Source organism: uncultured Piscinibacter sp., from assembly GCF_937952055.1.
Classification (GTDB): domain Bacteria; phylum Pseudomonadota; class Gammaproteobacteria; order Burkholderiales; family Burkholderiaceae_C; genus Piscinibacter.
The window spans coordinates 38350-60775 of sequence record NZ_CALFYO010000020.1; the positions used below are offsets into that span (position 1 = coordinate 38350).

The following is a 22426-nucleotide window of genomic DNA, read 5'->3' on the forward strand; positions in this document are numbered from 1 at the left end:
GATGGGTAGTCCTGCGGCGTCTCGCGAAACAGAGCACTGGATGAGTCTCGCGTTGCTTAGCACGGTCGGCCACCTTGGCATTGGACGCGGTTCAAAAGCAACAGCGGCTTCACCGCTGCAGCGCGACGACGTTGACACCCGCTCCGAACACTTGGCGCACCCGCGGCAGCAGGTGGTCGTGATGGCTCAAGAAGAGCACCTGCGTCTTCGTAGACAGCTCCCGGAGCGCTTCCAACCCGGCAGTGGACCGCTCATCGTCGAAGTTCACAAACAGGTCATCGGCAACGAATGGCAGCGACTTCGACTTGTCGAGGTGCAGCTCCACTGCCGCCAGGCGGAGCGCCAGGTACAGTTGGTCCCGGGTACCCTCGCTCATTCCCGACACTTCGACATGTCGACCGTCGGTGCGAAGCGCGGAGAGACTCAGTGGCGTCTTTTCGTAGTCGACGAACAGCTTGCTGTAGCGTCCTAGGGTCAGCTTCGAGAAGATGACGCCGGCGCGCGCAAGCATCGGCCCCTGCTTCTGGTCACGGTACCGGTCGATGGCCCAAGAGAGCAGCGTCACCGCGGTCGCGACCTTGATGTAGCGCTCCGATGCGTCAGCCATCTCCGCGAGGGCCTCCTGCCGGCGAGACTCTGCGGCGGCGGCGGCCTGACCGCCGGAGATGGCCGTTAGTGCCTCCTGGGCCCTTACGCGCGCCTCCGCAAGCTGGGTGAGAAGCGGCAGAGTGGCCTCCAGGTCATGGGCCGTGCTCGCCAACTCAGCAGCCAGTTGCTCAAGGTCGCAAGCGTCAACTTCCGCGACGACAGCATCAAGCCCCAGGCCATCTGAGTCCTGGTTCAGTGACTGTCGAGCCTGCTCCATGCGCAGGCTGAGCGCCCGACGCCGGTCAGAGCGCTCCACGAGAGGTCTGGCTTCCTCCAGGGTGGCCACGCCGGCAGCTGTCAGCAGCGGAGTTACCTTCGCCTGAATCTGCGCAACCTGCTGCTCGGCTTCTCGAAGCTGGCCGGCTGCCTTCTCCAATGACTCCTCGGCTGCCTTGCGTCGCTGCATCGCAACCTTTCCGTTTCCCAACCGAGTGGACAACTGGGCTGCCACCACCCGAGGTTCGGAGCCGCTCAGGCCGGGTGCCTCCACTCGCCGCAAGACGTCTTCCGCAAGGTCGCGGAACGTATCCAGGTCTGCAGACATCGTGTCGATTCGGTCCTTCTTCGTGGCTGCGGCCTTCTCCAGATTCGTGCGGACCACCTGGACTTTGTGCAGACCTTGCTCGGCATCTTCAACCGACTTTACAAAGTCGCTCAGCAGGCACCTGCCTACCGCCTGGCGCCACTCTTCCTCCCATCTTGCGTAGTCAGACGAGGCCTTGTCGACCTTCGCGTTGAGGTCGGCGAGTACTGTCGCGGCGGCGGCGACCTGTTCTTGCAGCAATGCGCGGCGGGCGGCGTCCGCGTCGATTCGAGAGACAAGCCGCTCTGCCTCAGACAAAAGAGCCACGAGCGATGAGTCTTCCGCCACAGTGGCACCGACCGATGACATCTCGGCTGTTAGGCGCGCAGCAGCGGAGTTCGCCGCGTCCTCTTCCCGTCGCAACTCCTGGTGTTTCTGGTCGGCCAGGGACGCGGCCTGAAGCACTTTCTCGCGAGTGGAGAACCAGGACTGGGCGTCGCCCAGGTCCAAGCCCGCAACGCCAGACGACTGGCAGAGTTGCTTCCATGCCAGGTCGAACGCCTCCAGAGCCGCACGCTTCTCCGTCTCTGCGGCCTTGCGCTGCTTCAGGTCCAGATTGGCCCGCTCCAGTCGCTGGCGAAGGCTCTGGAGCTCAGCTGCTTCCGTCGCCGAGCCGAGCTGCGTATCGGCGAGCTCATCTGACAAGAGGATGGCTGCGTCAAGTGCAGCCGCTCCCTGCGCCACTGCCACCTGGCCGGTCTTGATAGACGACCACTGCTCGTCCCGCGCACAACGCGCATCACGCACTTCCGTGCTCGTGACGATGCGACGGGCCTCCGCATACTGTGACACGGCAAGCCCCGATGACTCCACCTCTTCTCGGGCCTTCTCAAGCAGGTCAAGCGCTGTGTCGAGCGCAGAGTGAAGGGCTTGCCGTTCGCGGACGAGTGCTGCCAGTCTGGTTGTCGAAAGCGCCGACACAGCCCTGAGTGCTTCCAGCTCCAGGGCGGGTAGCCCCATCGCGCTGAGATGGTCTTGCTGCGTACGCTCCGCGGCCTCTGCGGCGTTCGTCAACTGTAGCTGGGTCGAGGTCGTGTTCTTGTAGCCCTGCGCTTCGGAGAGAGCGTTGCGGAGCGAGGTTGGGACCTCGGCGACGGTCGTCGACGCAAGTTCTTTCGTCGCTTCGTCCGTCTCGGACTGCTTGTCCGCCAGCGCCTGTTCGGCGTTGCTTCGGGCCTGCAACAGCTGCCCATGCGAGACGACGAGACGCTGCACCTCCCGCAAGTCGAGCGGCTTCGGTAGCGATAAACCAACGATGGAGTCGCTGTCTACGGACCAACCGAGTTCCTGCGCCGCAGTAACTGCCTGCAGCAGAAACCGCTGGCGCTCGCCCATCTGGGTTTCGAGGTCTGCATAGTGGTTTCGGACTCTCTGGCCCCAAGCGACCAACTCGTCAACATGGTGCTGAGCGTCGATAACCCGCTGGTCGAGAGCGATGTCATCTCGCTGCTGGGTGAAGTGACGAACGTCCTCTTCGCGTTGCGACTTGACGGTGCTCGCAACTGACAGGTCAGACAGGCCCGCCTGAAGCGTCGCGGCAGCGTCGGCAGGCAGCTCGAGCACCTCTCCAAGCAGTTCCAGCTCCTTCTGGCACGTCCTGAGAGCCTGCACGGTGGGCGCAAGGCGACGAATGCGCTCTAGACGGGTCCTTTGCGTCTGAAGTGCAAGCTTCTTCTGCGTCGCCTCCGCGATGTCGCGCTCCACTTCGTCGAGCCGGTCCCGCGCTTCCGTCCAGCCCTTCGTGCGAACGGTGAGCTCCTTCAACTCCTTGCAGGCCTCCTCCCAGCGTGTGCAGGCGGCGTAGTACGCGCGCTGAGCCGAGGCTCGCGGCGCCCACAGCTTGTCTGCTTCTGCGACCAAGGCATCCTTGACCTTGCCCAGCCCCGCGATGCCCGCAGCGGACTGGAAGAGCACCTGACTCACATCCTTGGACGCATCGAGGATGGTTTGGCCCCCGCGTACGAGCTGACTGTGGTCGAGACCGAACATCTGCTCGAAGAACTCACGGTCGGACGCGCCCAGGTATCCCGCCAGGCAGTCGTCCGGCAGCGCAGCGTCCTTCGGCGTGCGTAGCGTGTTCTTGTTGCCCTTCGTGCGATGGAACTCCAGCTCGTTTGTTCCGTCGACCAGGTGCGCCCCGAGCCGGAGTTCAGGTTGCGGGTGCAAAAAGGCCATCGCGGCGCTGCGGGCTGGAAAGCCGTACAGCAGCTCGGAGATGGCGCTGCGAACGGTCGACTTCCCGGCCTCGTTAGGGCCGACGATGAAGTGGAAGTCACATGCCGCCTGGGGGAAGGTCGCCTCGGCGTCGGTGAACTTGCCGTAGCGGATGAGCTCAAGCCTTCGAATCCTCATGCTCCCTCCCCTTGCTGCAGATGCGCCAGCAGAGCCGGGGAGACTTCCTGGACGAGGCCCTGCAGCTTGCCGGCTCGGATTTGCTCGATGAGCGGCACAAGGGGCTGCAAGTCCAAGGGAGCCTTGGCTGCGAACGGCGAGAGTGTGCTCTGCAGCTGCGCGGTGAACTCGGGGTCCGCTGCCGCGTCTGCGAGGATGTCCTGCAGGTCAGCAAAGGCGTCCAGTCGTTCGTGTGCCGTCGCTGCATCCACGTGCGCTTCCGTCTCCAGCCTGACTTTCTCCAGCCAGAGACGCTCATTGCCGATAGCAGCAATTTGGGCGAGAACTTCGCTGCGCAACTGCACCTCGAGACCGAAAAGCTGCCCATGCGCCTTGGTGCGGCCCTGGACTGTTACCCGTACCGCGCGAGGAACCTGCCCATCCTCCGCAAGGAGACCCTCCAGGGCGCGCCCGATGCTTCGAGTCACCTCCAGCAGCGTCTCGCACGCGCCGACGTCAACGTGCAGGTGCTCCCATCGCAAGACGTCGATGAAGACTCGTTCGACGCTGGTCGCGCCTTCATCGTCCACGGAAACAAGGACCGCACCTCGCCGCCCGCACTCGCGAACATGGCGGCCCTGCAGATTGCCAGGGAAGACGATGGTCGACGAACCGCTCCACTGCTGAAACTCATGAACGTGGCCAAGAGCCCAGTATTGGTAGCCCTTGGCGTGAAGCTCGTCGACAGTGCACGGGGCATACGACGCGTGGGCCGCGTACCCCTCCAGCGCCGTGTGCAGCACGCCGATGTTGTAGTGGCCCGGTACCGCAGCCGGATAGTTCGCCGCCAGATTGGCTGTGGTCTCCTTCTGCTTGAAGCTATGCCCGTGGAGCGCCACTGACAGACCTTCAATGCGGAACGTCTCCGGCTTGCTCGCAGAGAAGCAAGAGACGTTATCCGGCAGGTCGAGCTTGCGGGTCATCTCGCTTTCCGCGTCGTGGTTACCGAACAGGAGGTACACCGGAATGCCGGCTCGCTTGAGGCGGCCCATCTCCTTGCAGAAGAAGATGCCGGTGTTGTAGTCACGCCAGGTGCCGTCGTAGAGGTCGCCGGCGATGACCATGAAGTCGACGCCCTCCTCAATGGCGCGGTCAACCAAGAGGGAGAAGGCTTCTCGGGAGGCTCCCCGGAGCTGCGCCGCGGGGGCGTCGGGATAGGCCGATAGGCCGCTCAGTGGGCTGTCCAGGTGAATGTCAGCCGCGTGGATGAACTTCATGACCATCTTCTCCCTCTGAATACTTTGTTGTGTGGTCGGCACTGACCGTACGGGTCCACGTGAGGGCCTCGTCAAGGTTCAGGTACAGGCTGGCATAGGCGCGCCGCAAGAGTCGGTCGGGTAGTGCCCAGTCCCACTTCTCGCGCTGCAGGTTCTTCACATCCGCCAGCAGGACATCAAGGGGCGGTGACTCATCCACCGCTGCGTCAGCGAGCGCGTCCAGGATGTCTTCGGTGGTGTGCGGGCCCTTCATGACTTCAACGCCGGGTCCTGCCGCACTCGCCCTGAAACCCCGTCGTTGGAGCAGACAGGCCAGCGCCTCGTTTGCCGCGTCGCCAAGCCAGGTTAGCAAGAGCGTTTCGCTGCCTTGGTCCACCAAGATGGCGTTGCCAAGGCCGCGAGCCGCGTAGTTGGCTCGCGCCTCGCTAAGGAACCGGCGCGCGACCTCATCCAGGTAGGGGGGTACATCGGCCGTCTCAAGCAGCTCACGCATACGCTGACGAACGCGCGTGTGGGTCCGGCCTGCCCCGCCCGAGAATAGCGGCGGCGTGCCCCCACCTGCTCTGACCACAAAGATGGTCTTTTGGGCTTCGTCGATGTCTTCGACACGCCACGTCTTGCCGGCGAACAAGATGCGCTGGCCGATGCTCAGCGCCTGCGAGACAGGAAGTGACCCCAGCGTTCGTCCCCCACTGACGATGCGAAACTCCTCGTCCGACGCGAAGGCAGCGTAGAAGGTGTAGTGGTTGACGAACTTCTCCCCGACCCGTCCATGCAGCAACGTGCCAGATGAGTCCTGAACCAGCAGCTCCTTTTGGCCAAGGTGGCGCACCAGCTCTACGAACTCCTCCTTCGAAACACTGGCAAAGGGCGTCTCCTGACCGCAGAGCAGGCCGTACAGCTGCCCGATGGTGGCGCCACCGTTCTGTGCGATGAACGAGAGAATCTGCTGAACCAGCGTCGACAGGTGCGCGCCCTTGGACATCGGCGGCTCGAACCATCCCTCCAGCAGCAGCGAAATCATCGCTGCCATTCGGACGGTGCCGAGCCGGAGTTCGGTATCGAGTGACGCCTTCCCACCCAGGGCATCTTCAACGCAGTAGCCGCGCAAGATAGCTGGCTCACCCTTGCGACGGCCCGAGCGGCCCAAGCGCTGACGAAGACTGGCCACGGAGGGCGGCGGCCCAATTTGCGCGACGCTCTTGACCGCACCGATGTCGATGCCGAGTTCCAGAGTGTTCGTACAGATAGCGGACGCCGGGCGCTCCTTCTGCTTCAGCGCTGCCTCGGTCTCCGACCTAATCTCCTTCGAAAGACTGCCGTGATGAGGCCAGAACTCGTTGGGAACGTGCTGGTCCTCGCACATCTTGTTCAGCAGGTGCGTGTACCTCTCAACCTCCCTGCGGGAGTTCGGAAAGACTAGGTTGTTCGACCCACGTAGGCCCTTGAACAGATGGGCTGCAATCAAGGCGGGCGTTACCGGCTCCAGGGCCTCTTCGGCCTCCGGAGCGTCTGATTGCTCGTTGCCCACGGCGTCATCGACATCGGCGTCAAAACCAGGTGAAGCCATCAAGCCGGGCTCCACGACCAAGGGCTCCTCGTAGCCCTTGACCAAAATCTTCAGCTCGTTGCCTGACGCCTTGGACTCCACCATCTCAACCGCCGGCCCCTTACCGGGGCGCAAGAAGTCCGCCGCCAGGCTCATGTCGCCCAGGGTCGCCGACAAGCCAATCCGCGGCACCGTTCGACCGATGACGCGCTCGATACGGTGCATGAGCGACTGAAGCTGCTTACCACGCTCGGCGCCGATGAACGCGTGAAGCTCGTCGACCACGAAGAACGTCAGCCGCTCGAAGACCGCCCCGATGGAGGTGCCACGGTTGCACAGAAGCGCTTCCAGAGACTCTGGCGTGATGAGGAGGACTCCCTCCCGCTTTGCGAGGAAACGCGTCTTTGTCGTTGCCGAGATGTCTCCGTGCCAAGGCCAGACCGGCACCTCGAGCTGCTCGCAGAGGCGGTCCAGACGGCCGAACTGGTCGTTGATGAGGGCCTTGAGCGGGCTGATGTAGGCAATTAGCCCGGGCGGGTCGGCCTGCAACAGGTGCGTGAGAGCGGGAAGGAACGCGGCCTCGGTCTTGCCGGCCGCTGTCGCCGCCGCCACGATGACGTCGCGGTCGGCCTTGACGATGAGCGGGATGGCAGCTTCCTGGGCGTCTCGAAGGGACTCCCAGCCCTCGGCCCAGATGAAGCGCTGAATGCGCTCATCGAGAAGGTGGAATGACGACGAGTCCGACATCGGGCACCTGCTCTACCGGCCCTTCACATCTTGAAGGATGCGAACTCGTCGCCGTCATCCGCTTCAACGGCCTGGTCGCCAGCGCCACCGTTGTCGACTGCCACCTCGATGCCGCCAAGGAGTTCCTGCCAGGCCGTTCCTTGGTTCTGTTCGAGCACGGCAAGCAGGTTGATGAAGGCCGTGATGGTCGTTCGCGGTGTACGGAAGTACGTATCGCCGATGCGCTTGGAGCAATGCTCCATGAAGCTCATGACCCCGTTGTCGGGCAGCAGGTGCTTAGCCGGGTCCCCGAAGGCGTAGACGCTACGAATCTTCTGCAGCAGCACATAGAAGTCTTCCGGGGTCAGGCTAGACAACCGCACCACCGGCCCGCTGTAGTCCACGAGGCCGTCCGTTGCAAACGTGTTCTGCGCCAGCCGGCTCTGCAGTGCCGGGTAGCTGTAGAGGCCTCGGCGTGTGTCGAGCAGGAACTCTGGCGTGCCGCCAAGCACGAAGCCCAGCCCTACGGCGGTGCCCTGCAGCGAGTCATTCAGGATACGGAGAATCTGCTCGTAGTTCGAGTTGCGGGCCTGCGCATTCGCCAGCTTGTACAGGTTCACAAGCTCGTCCAGGCTCACAAGCAGGCCGGAGAAGCCCGCCAGGCGGACGAACCGCGCCATCAACTTCAGCTGGTCGTAGACCGCGGCGTCGTCGACGATGGTCCGAACGCCGAGAGCTTGCTTGGCGTCGGTCTTGGTCCTGAACTCGCCCCGCAGCCAGCGAACGGCATCAGACTTGAGCTGCTCGTTCCCTTCCTCGTAGCCGCGGCAGTACGCCGCAATGACGTCGGCGAAGTCGTAGCCATTCACTAGCTCGGTCAGCTGGTCCAGCTTTTTGCGCAGCACTGCCTCCGTGGTTTGGCCTGATGCCTTCGCCTCGGTCTTGGCAGTCGCGATGAACTTCTCGACGATGCCGCTCAGCGCGCCGCCATCCGGCTTGGTACGCGTCGAGAGGTTGCGCATCAGCTCGGCATAGAGCGAACGAGCTTGGCCGCCACTGGCGTGAAGACGCCGGTCCGGATTCAGGTCCGCGCTGGCCACCACCAGCTTCTTCTCCATGCCCACCGCGCGAACGAGGTTGAGGAAGAAGGTCTTGCCAGCCCCGTACTCGCCAATGACGACGCGGAACGCCGACCCGCCGTCGGCGATGCGGTCGATGTCGGTGACGAGCGTCTCGATTTCCCGCGTGCGTCCGACTTGCACCAGGTGCTGACCCGTGCGAGGCACCACGCCGGCGCGCAGCGACTGGATGACCGCGTCTCGGTCCTTTGGGCGAATCGTTGTCATGCTTCCACTTTCTCCAGGATTTCGGCGTTCACAGTCACGGGGTCTTCGCCCTCGAATAGCGGCATGTCATGTGTATCGAACGCCGCCTCGTTGATGTGCTCCAGGGCGCCGTCGAGCATCAGGTCGAGGTCAGCAGCCACGTCGAGCAGCTCCTCGCGGCTCCATTCCGGGCGAGACAGCATCATCCGGGCGAGCGCCGAGTGCGCCTCGTCTAGCCCCATGAGGCCCTTGGGTGCCTCGACCGTTTCGGTCTCGGGCTCAGCCTCAACAGGCTCTGCCGCCGCCACCTGCTCTTCTGCCTCGGTGAAGATGTTGGCCAGCAGCGCCGAAACCCTCTCGGTGTCCTTCTGCAGCGCAGCGATGCGAGCCGGGTCGAGCTTGAAGCCGGCCTCTTCGGCCTTGGCCACAGCAGCGGCTGTCGGCTTCGTACCGGCAGCAACTGCATGAACGTCGGAGAACACTTTCTTCGGGTCGACGCCCAGGGCCTTGTAGACCTTTTCGAGCATTTTCACCTCGGCTGGCGACACCTCGCCGTCCGACTGGGCGACGGTCGCCATGAACGCGGCAATGGTCTCCTTGACAGCTGTATCCAGCGGCTCGAACTTCTTCTTGAGAGCAGTCAGCGACGCAGGCGCCTGCATCAACAGCCTGAGGTGGGCAAGCAAACGTCTGGTCTGGGTGGGTGTGAGGTGCTTCCAGGACAGCACTGTCTCGCGCAGGTGGCCCATCTCCTTGATGCCGAACTCTCCGTCGGCCGAGGCGACGGCCGAGGCCAGTTGCAGCGTCAACGCAGCCGCGAGGTACGGCCCGTTTGCACGCGACAACTGCTCCGATGGCGGTAGCGCGAACAGAACGACCTTCTCCTCGGGCTTTGGCGGCTTCGCGCCGCTCAGCACATCGGGCTCGAAGCCGACATTTGCCGACTCGAGTGTTCGGGCCAATGACAGCGTCTTGTCTTTCGTGAACGCTGTCTTGGCTCCGAGCGCGCTCAGCAAGTCTTGGAACGACATGGCGACCATGCCTTCGCCCATACGCGCCTTCAAGGCCTGGAGTGCCTTCTGGGCGCTCTCGGGCCAGAGCGGCGCTGGGAGCTGAAGCAATGCTTCGAGCGACGTCTTGGCATCTGGGCTTTTGCCGACGAGGCGGCTGAACGACTCCAGCGGTTTGGTGGCCGCCTCAACGACCTCTTGGAGCTTCTTGATTGGGGCCGTCAGCACAGTGACGTCGGGTGTGTCTTTGAATGTCAGTTTGAGCTCTTGATATCCCCTGAAGCCGGAGGACGCGGGACGGTAAACCAGCTTCAGCTTCGTCCGGTTGCGAGGCAGGACCATCCCTTGGCCACACAGCTCGGAGTACTTCTGGGCAAACAACTGGTCGAACTGTTCGGCGCAGCGCGTTGCTGGTGTGCGCAGCGCGATGTTCGGGTCGAGCCTTGCCCAGGCCAGTGCAAGGTGGGCAGGCACGGGTTCACTGTCTACTGCCGCCTGTCCCAGGGCAAGTCGAATGTAGAGCGGCAGCTCGAACGAACGCGGAAGCTCGGGGACGGGCCGCTCATATAGTCTTGCCGGGTGCGAGGCCAACGAGACCCAGTCCAGCAGCTCGCCTGCGTAGCGCCTGAACGAATGGGACTTCTCCCCGTAGATGCTCAGAAGCCGACGCAGCTCGTCGGCGATGAGCGGCCAGTCGGCCTGGGCAGTTTCGTCCTTGGACGCGTCGATGATTGCCCGACGCTCAAGACCGTAGAAGAAGAGGAAGACGTAGCCGATGTCCGCGCGCGGGTCCTGGCGACCACCCGTGAGCCACTTGAGGTAGGCCCGTCGGGCGCTCGGGGAAACCTCCGAGTAGCTGGGCCAGTAGCCCATGTCGCGCTCGGTGTACTCGGCGCGCGCTGCTACCGTCTTCGAGGGGTCGATGAGGCAAGGGTCGTTGTCCCCGAGCGGTGTGCTTAGCGAATTGCCGACATAGACCATCCCCCCGGGAATAGTCAGGCCCGCAATGCTCACCGACTCGCCAGGTGGAATCCACCGGCCGACGCCGTACCCTTTCGGAGCGGCAGGAACCCTGAAGTTGGAGACAGGCGGTGCTGGTGCAGACGGCGAGGAGGTCCGGTAGGCGCCGGAAGACTGGCCGACGCTTACGGGCTCGGCGTCTTCAACGTACCGGGGTGCTGGGGTTCCGGATGACGTCTGACGCGTTCTTGCCGCAGCTTCGAGGGAGCGTGGCGCCGACCGGGTTGGCTCAGGCGGCGGCTCTTCGATGACGTCTTGAGCCTTCTTCGACTGGCCGTACATGTAGATGGCGATGCCGATGACGGCAAGCACCCCTGCGCCAATCCAGACCTCCTTGGGAATCGCTGCGAGCAGCGCGATAGCGCCGATGACCAGCGCTCCTATGACGCCTCCCGAGCCAGACTTCTTTCTTCTTGCCATTCTTGTTGGTCTCCCGCTCCGTTCATGGACTGAACAGCTCCTGGTCTAGGTAGCGCCCCGATTGCGCTAGCACCGGGAGGAGTTTGCTGTCTGCGTACTCGCAGCCTGTGCTGACGACCGGTCGCTGGCCCTGCTTCTCAGCCGCCTCCGGAGAATGCCCGCCTCCTGCAAGCAATGCTGCCAGCATCGGTGCGTATCCGGGAGTCCATCCCACCAAATCGGGGAACGTCGAGCGCATCGCGGCCAGAATTCGCATGCCCGAGTAGTCAAGGTCGCCCCAGAAGAAGACAGGCGTGCTGCCCTGCCCAAAGAGCCAGGCCTCAAACGCGACCTGCAGGTCTCCTCCCAGAGCGCCCCTGCCGGCGTAGAACAGCGAACACCCGGTAGAGCTCCTCAGGCGCTGGGCGCTGCCTTTGAACCCCGAGGCGAAGACCAGAGCGAGCCGGTCGAAGGCCCCACTGGTGGAGCGCAACGCTTGTTCGAAGCTCATCTGGTTTTCGATGAACAGCACACCGCGGTAGCCAGCCTTTGGCAGGTAGACCTGCAGTTGAATGGGCGACTCCGGAAACGGGCACTCGTCCACCCCCAGAATTGCGGCCACTAGGCCCTGCCGCTTGTCCAGCACTTTGGACATTCCCCAGAAGAGCTGAGACGACACCTCCCGCAGCAACATCGGCTTGTCGGCGAGTCCACGGAGCCTGTTCAGTTGGGAAACGACCTCCGCCATCGAGTGGTCGGGCATGTCTATGCAGTAGTCGCCAACAGCGCGCTTGACGGCCTCTGGCGCATCCAGACCGCTGTTTACCGCTTCGCGCCAGCGCACGACCGAACTGCGCTGGCGCTCTGGTCGGCCAACCGCTCGGCGTATCGCGTCTTCATCGAGGACAGTGACCCGTGGCGAAGAAGCGTATCCCGATGGAGACCTGACCGCGTCCTCCGGCTTCACCTGCAACCAACCCCACTTCGCCATGGCGACAACATGCTCCCAGAGGTCCTCCTTCGTGGACTCCATGGGTGCCTTGTAGAGCGCCGGCCAGGTTCGGTCGCCCAGGGCTACGGATTGGGCCTTTGAGCTCCCACGCTGTTCCGCTGCATCGAGCCGGTTCACGAGCACGTTCAACAGCTCGCGGACAGGCTCGGATTGCAGCCAAAGGGGCGTTACGGTCACTTCGTCGGCTCCGCCGGCTCAGCGGTCTCGAACGCGAGCTTGGCCTGTTCACGCACCGCCGCCCGCTGCTTCTCCCAGAGGTCGCGCATGCGGTCCTTCCTAAAGATGCGCTCGTCGCACTCCAGGATGAAGTCGAGTTCACCGTTCTCCGGCACGGTCACCCGGCTGTAGCTGTACTCCCGGTCGAACTCAGGCCTAAGGCCACCCGCCCCGCGTGTGGGCATGGCACTGATGACCTGGATATCCAAGGTGTCTCGCAGGTATTTCAGGACAGACCTGGCTCTTGACTCGTCCATCGTCGAGAACGACTCATCGCTGGCCAACATCCGCAGGTTGGCGCCCTTCTCGAAAAGCTTGAGTCTGTTGCTGACCACCGCCGCCCGGACGATGTAGGCAGGGGTCTCGAGTTGACCGCCTGACCCAGTACCCCAGGTCGACAGCGGGATACGCCCCCCGCTGTCGGAGTTGTTCCAGATTTCGTAACGCCGGTAGTTCCGGTAGTCGGCGATTCGCATCAACTCTCGCCCGGCACGCTCCTGGTCCGGGTCCAGCAGCAACTTGACCAGCCGGTCTCGGACTTCGACGTGCTTTGGAGAGAGTTCGGTGTCGCCGAACAGGTCGACCGTGTCGGGTGAGTCTGCCAGTTCGGCCACGGCTGAGAAGAAGCCGTAGTACTCCAGGAATTCGGGTTCCCACTTGGACCAGTCGATGCTGAAGCGGTCGGTGCCGAACTTGAGCCTCTCCAGCTCGTTGTTCAGCTGCTTCAGCATGCGCACACCCTCATCGACCTTGCTCTTGATTTCGACGCAGAACTGCTTGGTGAACACGTCGTGGAACGAGCGCTCCGCCTCCTCCACTTTGGCGCGGTTGTTGTAGAGCCCGATACTCTCCATATCGCGGTGCAGCTCGCTCACGGCCTGGCCGAGCTGCACCAGAGGGCCGTAGTAGGGGTCGAAGCCGGTTGCGTCGTGGTGGTGCGGCAATGGAGCGAAGCGCTCTTCCTGACGCACGCTGGGGTTGTACTGGGCCAGCATCTCCCGCACCTCGCCCAGCAGGCTCTCAGGCTGGCTGCGGAGGTGATTGAGGCGGGCCTGCACCCACACAACGTCCATCCGCTTTGACGCCAGGAGGTCCTCGACCTGCTGCGCAAGCACCGTATACGTCTTCTCAGGATTGGCCTCGCACAGGTGCTTCAGCCGGCGAAGCTGGTTGTCGCGCTCCTGGAAACGGGCGTCACGGCCCTTCTTGACTCGCTCAATGACCGCCTCGGCCTCCGTGATGCGCTGGTCAGCCAACGTCACTGTGTTGTTCGCGAGCTTGATTTCCTCGTCATGTTCGGCGATGCGGTCCTCGAGACGCTTGAGCTCCTCTCGCAGCTCTTCGACCTCCTTTAGGTCCAGCTGAGCGAGCGAGCGACGAACGGTGTCGATGTCGCCGGCGTACTGCGCAAGCGGCGCGGCGTCGAACGAAGGCTCGCGCAGGCCCGTGAGTGCGCGTCGGAAATCAACGAGAACACCTTGAAGCTGCTCGAACTCCTGAATCTCCCGGTCGGTCTGTTCGAGCAGCTCGGTCGTGGCTTGAAGCGCACTCTCCCGAGCCTTGAGCCCGAGTACCAGGTCGCGACGTTCGCCAACGAACATCGTCCGCGAACCACTGCCCTTGCCGTCCTTGGTAAGACCTCGAGGCGTGAACCGCAACTTTTCCGAATCCTTCACCTTGACAACGGAGCCGTACTGCTCGATGAGGTAGGCTTTCGCGATGGCGTGTTCGGTGCGCAGTTCGTGAATGATGGAGTCCGACGGCACGCGGGACGGGTCCGCCCGCTCCAGGCAGTGCTTACCTTGCACGACCTTGGAACGCGAGCCCCAAGATTGCAGGAAGTCGACGGTACGGGCCTCCCACTCCGGCTTCACGATGAGATTGAAGCGGGCGTTGTCGAGGTAGCCCTCGATGGCCTGCTGCCACTCCTCCGACACCGGCTCCACGAGGTCACAGAGCACCTGCACACCGGCGTCTGGCAACCGCTCTCGGATGCGCTCCAAGGCGAGCACCGTGTCGCGGCTGTAGTTGCCTGCGCCCGCCGCAAGACGCTCCTTGCGTTCAGCGAGGTCCTTGCGCTCCTTCTTGGCAGCGTCGACTCGCTGTGCCAGCGTGGTGGCCTCTGCAGCTAGGGCCACGAGGACGCTTTCGTCGGCGCCCACCATCGCTGCGTGCAGCACATCCAGGCCGGTACCCACACCATTGAAGGCGGGTGCGAGCTGAAAGAGCTTCTCGGCAACCAACTCGGCATCACGATTGGCGTCGACCACGGCATCGAGCAAGCCTGCAAGCCTAGACACGTTGGTGGTCGAGACGGCTTTGGCCACCGCCTCCACGGAGGCTTTCAGCTTGGGAAATTGCTCGGGGATGGGCCGCCGCAGCAAGCCATCGGCCGCGTTCGTGATTTGCGCCGCGGCATGGAGGCCCGCGTGAAGCTCGCCCAGCTTGTTTCTAGCGGCGGTAGTTGCCCGTGCGAGGCGCTCGTCCAGCGTCTGCTTCTCCGTGTGCGCAGGGATACCTTCTAGTCGTGCAGCGATGGAGATACGGCTCTTGTCGACCGCCCTCTTCAGCTCCTGCTGGGTCTTCGCCTTCTGGGCGTAGCGCTCTGCGATTTCGGTGTCGTCCTTGATGCGCTGTCGCTCCAGAGCGATGCGCTCCTCGTCGGCCGCAACCTGCATCTTGGCCAGCAGCAGGTCGTACTGCACCTGCTCCTCGAACGTAGCCGCCGTCTTGCCAGTGAGTTCCTTCAACTCACGCAGCCGCCCAACCGCCGTCTCGAGGCGTTTACCCTCGTTCTTCAGGCTGGTGACTTGACGCATGAGGTCGCTGATGCGACTGATGCTCTCCTGCAGTGCCTTGCCATCGAACTCCAGGATGTCCTCGCGCACCAGGTCGTGCACCGAGCCGATGGGCCGGTAGGCGATTGACTGGGACCAGGCCCTGGCCGCGTTCTGCGCCTCCTCCCAGGGAATGGAGTTACGCCCGCGGAATCGACCATAGAGCCCACACAGGTAGTCGCGCTTATGGTCGTCGTAGGCGACGACCTTCGGGTACTTCGACTTAAGGCGCTTGACGATGTCCTCCACGGGAACGCACACGCCTTGGTCCAAGTCATCGAAGAACTCCTCGACCGACAGCGCCGCGTCCTCGACGATGACCAGGACCACGCGCTCAAGCTTCGCGTCCCGGCGCTCGGTAGTGCCGTCCACGCGCGCCGCCGCGGCCACCAGGGCGGTGAACATCCTGGCTGTACCGTCCGATGCCCCGGGCCGGAACACCGCGGCGATGTAGCCCTGGGCGCCCGAAGGTCGCGAGAATCGGCTGTACTCTGCGCCAACCACGAACGACTCGAGCGTCCGTTTCGTCTTTCCTCGCCGCTGGCCCGGCTGGCTCTCCTCCTGACCGGGGTTGTAGGCGACGATGCCCTGATACGCGGCGGTCATGACGGTCTGTAGGCCGTCCAGCATGGTGGACTTGCCGGCGCCCGTAGGCCCGGTGAGCAACGTCATGTTGCCCAGTTCGTAGTTGGCCGGGCGCAATTGCCCCCAGTTGACGAGGACCAGACGGTCGAGCTTCATTCGTTGCCCTCCTGCGCCGTTACTTCGGCCTCGACGACTCCGTCTGCGTCGAGGGCGGCGCTGAGCGCGTCGTTGGAGACGATGCCCAGGATGGTCGGGCGGATGGCCAGCAGCGCGTCTTCGTTGGTGATGGAGAACTCGGCTGTGTAGCGGAGCAGCCGATGGCGCTTGAGCTCGGCCAACAGCGCCATCTTGTCACCCATGCTGCTGGGCAGCGGGCGCTTGAGCTGGGTCTGCATGGTCGCCGCGATTTCTTCAAATCCGACCGAGACCTCGCCGTCCGCCTCTATCTCGCCGGCATTGAGCTTGTTCTGGTACAGGAACCGCAGGGCCAGCGCCATGGCCACGAAGTCTGGGGAGACCCGTGCGCGAAGTGCTGGCGCCGCTTCGTAGACGTCCTCGCTCAGGCCGTCGACTATGGCGCCCGCCACGTAGAGCCGGTAGAACTGGTTTGTGCTGTCGTGGTGGAGCCGGAACCCCGCGATGTCCAGGTAATCCTCCAGCAGGTTCTCGACTCGACGGGCATCGTCGTAGAGCAGCTGTTCGGTCCGGTCTTCGTCGCGCAGGATGACCCCATAAGCCAGCAGTCGAGTCAGGATTTCTCGGAACCGCTCCTGCTTCAGGTTGGCTAGCGCAAGCTGTTCGTTGATGAGACTGGAGATGTTCATTTCTTCAGAGCGATTTCGTAGTCGTTGCCGCTGTAGAACTCGTTCTCCAGTCGGGTTGGGAGCTTCTTGACCACCAGGTCAGCGCCACCGTCGCTGCGCGCTGCTTCGACAGCCTGCATGGCTCGAATCAGGTCTCGTGCTGTCGCGGTCGGCATAGCCGAGACGCGGATGGGGTGCTGAAAGACGCGCAAGTCCGCCCGGATGCGTTGGGCGACCTCTTCGTTCGGGATGGAGAAGGCCTCAGCCTCGGCGCGCGCGACGGCTGCGGCAAGGCGCTCCTCGCGAGATGGGCGAGGCCGTATGGACACCGTGACGGCCTTGCGTCGCTGCGTCGCTGTCTTCAACTTGAAGCTCGCAGGGTCCAAGAGACGGACTTCGGCCGGCGCCAAGAACTGGCCGACGTGCGTGAGGAGTCGGTCTTGTTCCTCCTCAGAGGATTCCGCCAGCTTCTGAATCGTTGCCAAGTACGCGTGTCGCGTCTGGCCGGAGCGCAGCATCATGGACTGCAGTGCCAGCCCGTTGACCCGCTTCAGGTAGGTGTCCATCGCCCTGAGGAACGCAGGCTGCTTGGACTGACACGCGGCATCGACGATGTCCTCGATGCGATTGAGCAGCCAGTCATACACCGAGGCTCCGGTGTGCTCCTTCACCGCCCAATGGGCGACGTCGCGCAGCTGCTGCTCCATGCGCTTGAACTTGGACTCAGGTACGAGCCGCAGGCTTTCGAGCTTCTGGACGATGGCTTGGCGATTGGAAGTCGGGTTCTCGATGGTGAGCTGCTTCGAGTAGTCACGCCGGAAGCGCTCAAGGAACTCACCGAAGTCTGCCCATTGATTGCGCGCAGACGCCTCCTGCATTAGGTGGCGAACCAGCTCCTGGAAGTAGTCGATGCCGTCCGTCAGGTCCTCGATGACCTTCTCGGCGTACTCGTAGGCATCGACGAGGTCGTGGGCGTCGCCACGCTCGGAAAGCGCGGCCTCCAAGGCGTTGCGGCAACCGCGCATGTTTCGCTGTCGGCTGCGGCTCGGTCGGTCCAAGGACCACAGCGCCTCGGCGAACAGCTTCCCAGGGCGGGAGAACCGGAAGGCCGTGACCAGGCCCGTACGGTCTGCGAACTGTTCCAGCCACCCGTCGGTGAGCAGCGCCCGGATGACCATGCTCACAAGGACGTGCGGGTCGTCTGCTTCGGGAGCGCTCAACTCGTCGTCTCCGCCCTCTTCCGCAGCGAAGCTCTGGTAGTCCCGAACGACAGGAAAGAGCAGCTCCCGCAGGGCTTCGCGGGTCAGGTTGTGGGCGTAGTCCGCCGTCGGCCCGTGCAGGCGGTCGAACAATGCACGCAGGCATGCGGCCACGAGCTCGCGCCTGGCACTGTTTAGCGGACGAAAGAAGCGAAGGCGCTCTGCCTCGAAGAACACGGGTTGACCCTCGGAGCTTTTCGCCGTGTAGTCAACGTTTTCGACCTGGGTCAACTTCGCGCTCCCTGCGGCTTTGCTTTTCGGTACCTGTCGTTTGAAGTATTATCGTCATAGCTAATTTAGCACGTAAGATAACAATGTCCAAGCCGGCCCCCCGCAATCCAACGCAACAGCGCCTACGTGAGATGGAGGTGTTGCTGCGCTGGGAGGGCGAACTCGACAACGCCAGACTCCGCGAAGTGTTTGGTGTTCAGGCGGTGCAGGCCAGTAGGCTGCTGTCCGCGTTTGTGGCCGCCTACGGCCCCGCCATCACACGCGTCTCCCCGCATGCGCCCGTCACGCCGACAAAGCAGTTCCGACCTCGTCTTGCAGGCAACTCACCAGACGAGTACTTGCGGCTCGTTGACAGCGTCGGTCCGTTGGTTCGGACCTTCGCCGTTGAGGACCTCCGCTTGGACCTTTCACCCGTGTCCTCGACCCTGTTCGCGCTGGCAACGAAGGCCTGCCTAAAGCGTGTCGGCTTGCAGATTCGGTACAGGTCGCTGTCGGAGCCAGATGGTCGCGACCGTCTGGTCTACCCTCATTCGCTGATTAGGGCGGCACGACGCTGGCACGTTCGGGCGTGGTGCACACAGAGAGCGGCCTTCCGAGATTACGCGCTAGGTCGCATCAGCAAAGGGTCGATAGAAGGGTCTCCGAGCCCGGCCACCAAGGAAGCAGACCAGCACTGGAACGAGATGGCGAAGCTGGAGGTGGTAGCGCATCCCGCCCTTCCCACCGGCCAACTCCAGTTGTTGCAGGACGAGTACTTGGGCGGCGCGACAAGCCGCACTGTTGAAGTTCGCCGCTGTCTGGTGGGCTACACCGTTCAAGACCTACGTCTGGCCACGGATGCTCGCCGGCACATGCCTCCAGAGTTCCAGCTGCTTCTGAAGAACGCGGCTGACTTCAAGGACGACTTTGTCGTTCGCAGCGCCGCCTAGGGGCCTCCTGACCAACGCAGCCGCTTGACGAAGTATGCGAGCTCCGTGAGCTCGTGCACTTCTTCGCTGCTCGCGACGAGCACGAACGCATCGGCATAGAAGCATGCAAAGTTGTTGCCTGGCCTGACGCTGCTGGGAAAGCCCCCCGCTCTCGTACCCTTCTGCACGTACGGCGGCTCCTCGGGCCTGCCAACTCCTAGCTGCGCGACCAACCTCAAAGCTGGTGCCGCGCCGAGACGGGTCGAGCGGTCGCCAGTTCTAAAGCAAACCCAGGTCGGCCTGCGCCTGGGCCACCTTTCGAGCGGCCGCCTCAAGCTGTGGGGTGAGGGTCACCAACTGACTAGCTGCACGTTGTCGGAACTGCTGAAGCTCGCCGGGACCAGCCACCAAGGTTCGCTCAAGCGCAATGCGCTTGGCCGCGAACTTCGCGCGCACGGCATCCCGGTCGCTCTGGGAGACGGCCGCTGCAGGGTTGAACTGAAACTGCCGCTCGCAGCTGCGTCTCCAGTCAACGACGGCGCGCGTCAGGCTCTCACCGAACCCTCGAACCTGCATGACTTGGCTCCGGCTGACGTCTGCAGCGGTCTCAATGCCAAACGAGCGCAGCGCCGCCTTGCGGGCCGGACCAACGCCAGGGATATTCGCCCGGTCGATGAAGCAAGTGTTCAGGAACCTCTCCTTCTGCCGCTCCTGGGCGGTGGCATGCAATCGACTCAGCTCGTCTTGTTCGGCGCGAGGCAGGCCCTCGAGCTCGTCTTTCATCTTGGCCAACTCCGCGCGGCGCGCATGAAACCCCTCTGGTCCAGCTTCCTTCTTGGCGCGGGCTACCAGGCGGTCGTACTCCTGCTCGGCGGCGTCCGCGAAGCTCTTTCGGGCTGCACGTTCTTCGTTGCGCTTAGCGGAGCCGGCTCCTCCTGCCATCACCCATCCCGCCCATCCCACCAGCAAGCCAAGGACCCACCCGCCAGGGGCCGCGAAGGCGATGGCCACGGCGATGGCGACCGCTACTAGCCTGTAGAACGTCACCGCGCCTTCCCCAGGAATGCCGGCCGGCAGCGGCTTCGCCGTCACAGTGAAGCTGCCCGGAGTGGGAAGATTGAGGGTCGCCGGCGGTGGCACGGCTTGAATCAGCCCCCAGACCTGAGTCAGGACAAAACCAGACGAGGTCGGCGTGAAGGTGGCACCGAGGTCGACGAAGTAGACGACGCCCTGCTTCTCCAGCGCGCACCAAGGACAGGTGCCCAAATGGTCCGGATAGACGTGCATCGCCGACGAACTGCACTTCTTGAGTCTGCTGCGGACGCTATCGAGGGCAGCCACCCACTGATGTGCCGAGGGTCGAGCCCCTGAGGCTCCTTTCTCGGTGAACGCGAGATGGAACATCGACTCCATCGCATCCGGGAGCATAGACACGGGGATGGAGCGCGGCGGCGGACTGAATCCGCGCGACTGGTTGTCCCGGGCATAGGCATACCGGAAGTGCTTGATGTCGGTCTCAAGCGCATCTCCGACGCCGTTGCGAAGCGGCACGCCGGAGTATGGATGGCGGCCACCAAACAGGACGTGGAATATCAGCAGAGCCAGTCCGAAGTTGTCGTGATTCGTCGTTCGGATGAAGCCGTCGAAGGACGACAGAGACTGCAGCTCTGGGGGCGTGAAGTGCGAGACGCCGACCTCGCACAGGTGCATCGTGCCGCGTGCGTTCACCTGGAACGAGTCGCTGTCGATGAGCACTACCTTGCTGTCGCGCCCGACCATGAAGCTGTTCTGGTTCACGTCGCCAATGACGTGACCATGACTATGGATAGTCTCAAAAGACGCGGCGACGTTCCGCGCCACGTATAGCAGGAAGTCCCAGGCCGCCTTCGGATAGTCCTGCCGGCGGTGTGCCGGGCTGTAGACCATGTGAATGGGGTCCTTGTTGGACACCTTGGGCATCAGAAACCCGATGACTGGACCACCACGGCTGGGGTGTAGCGTCTCCTGTGGCCAAGCGACGTAGTTGAGGAGCTGGGAGTCGGCGGTCGACGCCATGAAACTGAGCTTGGCCTGCTTCTTCCCGTCTGGCGCCTTGTGATACAGCTTGGCAACTTGGTTGGAGAGGGCAGGAGCTTCGAAGACCGAACCTTCGCCACCTTTGCCAAGTTCGCGTCCGATTTCCACTGCGGTACCGCGTGACGTGTACAGCGTTCTCGGCATATCCGGTTCAAGCCCTCCAGAGGGCCAACGCGAGTGTCTTGTCGTCGTCGGTACGCTCGTTTACCGGCTGACTGCCAAGGAACTTGACCAAGAGTCCCTGCAGTTGGTCTTCCTGCTCCGCGGTGGCCTTCGCCATGCCGTTGAAGAAGGGCGAGAAGAACGGCTCGTGCGGCGTATTGGTCGCCATGTTCAGCGCGAGTCGCTGGACGCCGTCAGTGAAAGCTGCAACCTTGAGCGCGCGGTCGGGATAAGACTTCGTAGCCAGCACGGTCACCGCGTCCTCGTCGGTGACGAAGTGAGTCATGTTGGCGTACTCGCCAGACATTGGTACCACGGCGACTTCAAGCCCGGCTCCGGTGTCGACGACAACGCCACCATCGCCCACCTGCAGTACCAGCGTGCCGGTCGACGTAGACAGAACACCCAGGAACGTGCAGGCAAAGTCTCTTGCTTTGAGCCTTTCAATCTCTGCGGCAGCGTAGATTCGCTCTCGAACGGCGAGAACGATGTCGGTGGCAAGGGTGTCTCCGAGCCCGAACTCACCTTGCTTGACCTTCTTCGCGATGAGTGCTGCGGCGGCCTCGATAGCCAGCTCCGCGCCCTCGCCTCCTTTGGCAGCACTGCCCGCTCCATCCGCCACGAAGAGCGATAGAAGCGGCTGGCCGTCAGCCAACTGGTCGACCTGGGCCCAGCAGCTGTCTTGGCAAGGCGTTCCGGTATGCGCGTGGGAGGTGCCTACCTCGGAGGCGTAGACAAGTCGCCAAGTCACACCGAAGCCCAGCCCTTCGGAGCCTCAAGAGGAACTTCGGTACCCGGGGTCGAGCGCGACACCGAGCGCAGAGAGCTCGAGAGCCAGCTGAAGAGCTCGCGGAACTTCAGACCCTGCAGGGATAGCGGCTCGCGCGTGCTGATTTTCCGCAGGGTATCCATGTCAGCGCCCTGAACGCCAATGGCGAAGAATGCGAACTTCTTCGAAGTTTCGCCTTCGCGGATGGCTTCCGCAGCCGTCGTCCAAGCGTCGGTCGGCTTGCCATCTGTAATGAGGAACACCCAGGGGCGGTAGTAGGAGACGCCATTGGCGCGGTAGTCGCGCTTGCGGTCTTCCACCATGGCGAGGGCCTGCAGAATTGCGGCCCCAGTCGGGGTGTCACCTTGGCACTGCAGTGTCGATGGGTAGAACGTAGACGCGCTCGTGAAGGGAATTTCTACCTTGACTGGACCGAACGTCACGATTCCAACCTCGACACGCTTCATCGCTAAGGCGTCCGCAGAAAGTTCGTCGCGGAACGTGGCGAGACCAGCGTTCAGTTCGTCCATTGGGCGCCCATTCATCGAACCTGAGACATCAAGGAGCAGGACGCACGGGCAGCGCGGCTCCGGATTGCTGGCGAAGTCGTTGGTCTCAAAGGAAATCTGTTCGCTCACGGACTCTCCCTAGTAAGTACGGGGTGTTGCTGAAAGTTTATCGGTGCAGCTCACTGCAAAGA

General features: G+C 63.2%; 13 protein-coding genes. 1 reads left to right on the top strand and 12 read right to left on the bottom strand.

Annotated elements, in window-relative coordinates:
• Window positions 1-109 precede the first annotated feature (109 nt).
• From Q0599_RS11040 to Q0599_RS11080, 9 genes are read right to left on the bottom strand one after another with little or no spacing between them, the layout of a single operon-like run.
• Window positions 110-3583 carry a YhaN family protein gene (locus Q0599_RS11040; RefSeq protein WP_298829420.1) on the bottom strand — a complete coding sequence of 1158 codons (3474 nt, stop codon included), beginning with the start codon at window positions 3581-3583 and terminating at the stop codon, window positions 110-112.
• Complete coding sequence (locus Q0599_RS11045; protein WP_298829422.1) at window positions 3580-4839, bottom strand: DNA repair exonuclease; 1260 nt, start codon at window positions 4837-4839, stop codon at window positions 3580-3582. Before Q0599_RS11045 ends, Q0599_RS11040 begins: the two co-directional genes overlap by 4 nt.
• The gene (locus Q0599_RS11050; protein WP_298829424.1) at window positions 4817-7135 is read right to left on the bottom strand and encodes a DEAD/DEAH box helicase; all 2319 of its coding nucleotides are present in this window, start codon (window positions 7133-7135) and stop codon (window positions 4817-4819) included. Before Q0599_RS11050 ends, Q0599_RS11045 begins: the two co-directional genes overlap by 23 nt.
• A 23-nt stretch (window positions 7136-7158) precedes the next feature.
• A complete protein-coding gene (locus tag Q0599_RS11055) occupies window positions 7159-8460 on the bottom strand; it encodes an ATP-binding protein (RefSeq protein WP_298829426.1) in 1302 nt (433 codons plus the stop codon).
• Window positions 8457-10889 (bottom strand): TerB N-terminal domain-containing protein, encoded by a 2433-nt coding sequence (locus Q0599_RS11060; protein WP_298829428.1) that lies wholly within the window; start codon window positions 10887-10889, stop codon window positions 8457-8459. Before Q0599_RS11060 ends, Q0599_RS11055 begins: the two co-directional genes overlap by 4 nt.
• Window positions 10890-10911: 22 nt before the next feature.
• The gene (locus Q0599_RS11065) at window positions 10912-12003 is read right to left on the bottom strand and encodes a Wadjet anti-phage system protein JetD domain-containing protein (RefSeq protein ID WP_298830434.1); all 1092 of its coding nucleotides are present in this window, start codon (window positions 12001-12003) and stop codon (window positions 10912-10914) included.
• 50 nt (window positions 12004-12053) lie between these two features.
• Window positions 12054-15674, bottom strand: a complete 3621-nt coding sequence (locus Q0599_RS11070; protein WP_298829431.1) for an SbcC/MukB-like Walker B domain-containing protein — start codon at window positions 15672-15674, stop codon at window positions 12054-12056.
• Complete coding sequence (locus Q0599_RS11075) at window positions 15671-16342, bottom strand: DUF4194 domain-containing protein (protein ID WP_298829433.1); 672 nt, start codon at window positions 16340-16342, stop codon at window positions 15671-15673. The genes Q0599_RS11070 and Q0599_RS11075 overlap by 4 nt, the downstream gene beginning before the upstream one ends.
• Window positions 16339-17811, bottom strand: coding sequence for a Wadjet anti-phage system protein JetA family protein (locus Q0599_RS11080; protein WP_298829435.1), 1473 nt, complete (start codon window positions 17809-17811; stop codon window positions 16339-16341). Before Q0599_RS11080 ends, Q0599_RS11075 begins: the two co-directional genes overlap by 4 nt.
• An 83-nt stretch (window positions 17812-17894) precedes the next feature.
• Here Q0599_RS11080 and Q0599_RS11085 point away from each other — a divergent pair, with 83 nt between their 5' ends.
• Window positions 17895-18740, top strand: coding sequence for a WYL domain-containing protein (locus Q0599_RS11085; RefSeq protein WP_298829437.1), 846 nt, complete (start codon window positions 17895-17897; stop codon window positions 18738-18740).
• A gap of 258 nt (window positions 18741-18998) precedes the next feature.
• Here the strand turns inward: Q0599_RS11085 and Q0599_RS11090 are convergent, their stop codons facing one another.
• Genes Q0599_RS11090 through Q0599_RS11100 form a run of 3 tightly spaced genes read right to left on the bottom strand, consistent with a single transcriptional unit; the run spans window position 18999 to window position 22364 of the window.
• The gene (locus tag Q0599_RS11090; protein ID WP_298829439.1) at window positions 18999-20903 is read right to left on the bottom strand and encodes a helix-hairpin-helix domain-containing protein; all 1905 of its coding nucleotides are present in this window, start codon (window positions 20901-20903) and stop codon (window positions 18999-19001) included.
• 43 nt (window positions 20904-20946) lie between these two features.
• On the bottom strand, window positions 20947-21708 hold the full coding sequence (locus tag Q0599_RS11095) for a PP2C family serine/threonine-protein phosphatase (protein WP_298829441.1): 762 nt from the start codon (window positions 21706-21708) through the stop codon (window positions 20947-20949).
• Window positions 21705-22364 (bottom strand): VWA domain-containing protein, encoded by a 660-nt coding sequence (locus Q0599_RS11100; RefSeq protein WP_298829443.1) that lies wholly within the window; start codon window positions 22362-22364, stop codon window positions 21705-21707. Before Q0599_RS11100 ends, Q0599_RS11095 begins: the two co-directional genes overlap by 4 nt.
• Between the last annotated feature and the right edge of the window lie 62 nt (window positions 22365-22426).

Coding starts and splice junctions, on each gene's coding strand:
- Q0599_RS11040 (WP_298829420.1), bottom strand. CDS start 3,583: ATGAGGATTCGAAGGCTTGAGCTCATCCGCTACGGCAAGTTCACCGAC.
- Q0599_RS11075 (WP_298829433.1), bottom strand. CDS start 16,342: ATGAACATCTCCAGTCTCATCAACGAACAGCTTGCGCTAGCCAACCTG.
- Q0599_RS11045 (WP_298829422.1), bottom strand. CDS start 4,839: ATGAAGTTCATCCACGCGGCTGACATTCACCTGGACAGCCCACTGAGC.
- Q0599_RS11055 (WP_298829426.1), bottom strand. CDS start 8,460: ATGACAACGATTCGCCCAAAGGACCGAGACGCGGTCATCCAGTCGCTG.
- Q0599_RS11050 (WP_298829424.1), bottom strand. CDS start 7,135: ATGTCGGACTCGTCGTCATTCCACCTTCTCGATGAGCGCATTCAGCGC.
- Q0599_RS11085 (WP_298829437.1), top strand. CDS start 17,895: ATGTCCAAGCCGGCCCCCCGCAATCCAACGCAACAGCGCCTACGTGAG.
- Q0599_RS11070 (WP_298829431.1), bottom strand. CDS start 15,674: ATGAAGCTCGACCGTCTGGTCCTCGTCAACTGGGGGCAATTGCGCCCG.
- Q0599_RS11060 (WP_298829428.1), bottom strand. CDS start 10,889: ATGGCAAGAAGAAAGAAGTCTGGCTCGGGAGGCGTCATAGGAGCGCTG.